Source organism: Sandarakinorhabdus rubra (assembly GCF_010994245.1).
Classification (GTDB): Bacteria; Pseudomonadota; Alphaproteobacteria; order Sphingomonadales; family Sphingomonadaceae; genus Sandarakinorhabdus; species Sandarakinorhabdus rubra.
Genome location: NZ_WMHO01000467.1, coordinates 1 through 578 on the forward strand (window position 1 = coordinate 1; position 578 = coordinate 578).

The following is a 578-nucleotide window of genomic DNA, read 5'->3' on the forward strand; positions in this document are numbered from 1 at the left end:
TTCCTCGTCTCGCCGGCGGCCATGGGCCAGGCGCTTGTTAGGGCCAAGGCGCGCATCCGCGACGCCGGCATCGCCTTCACCGTGCCGCCGGCCGACGTGCGCCCGGCCCGGCTCGCCGCCATCCGCACTGCAATCTATGCCGCCTATGGTGCCGGCTGGGATCAGCTGGAGGGCGACCGCCTGTCCGATCTGGCCACTGAAGCCGTGTTTCTCGCGCGGCTTGTGACCTCGCTTGCCCCGGATGATCCCGAGAACGCCGGCCTGCTCGCTCTCATCCTGCTCTGCGAGGCGCGGCGGCCGGCCCGACGCGATGCAACCGGCGCCTATGTGCCGCTCGACCGGCAGGACGTCCGGCAGTGGGACCGTGACCTGGTGCGCGAAGGCGAAGCCGCGCTGCGCCACGCCGCCGGCCAGGGCCATCCCGGTCGCTTCCAGCTGGAAGCTGCCATCCAGTCCCTGCACAACCAGCAGCGCCTCACCGGCGCTGACCTGTCGGTGCCGCTGATCGGGCTGTATGACCGGCTGCTGGCGTTGGCCCCCAGCATCGGCGCCGCCATCGCCCGCGCCGCCGCCCTCAC

1 protein-coding gene is annotated in these 578 nt (G+C 72.3%); it reads left to right on the plus strand.

Annotated features, from left to right (window positions below; genetic code table 11):
- The coding region (locus GJV64_RS15330) for a DUF6596 domain-containing protein (protein ID WP_328799215.1) at positions 1-578 on the plus strand (578 nt) is incomplete at both ends.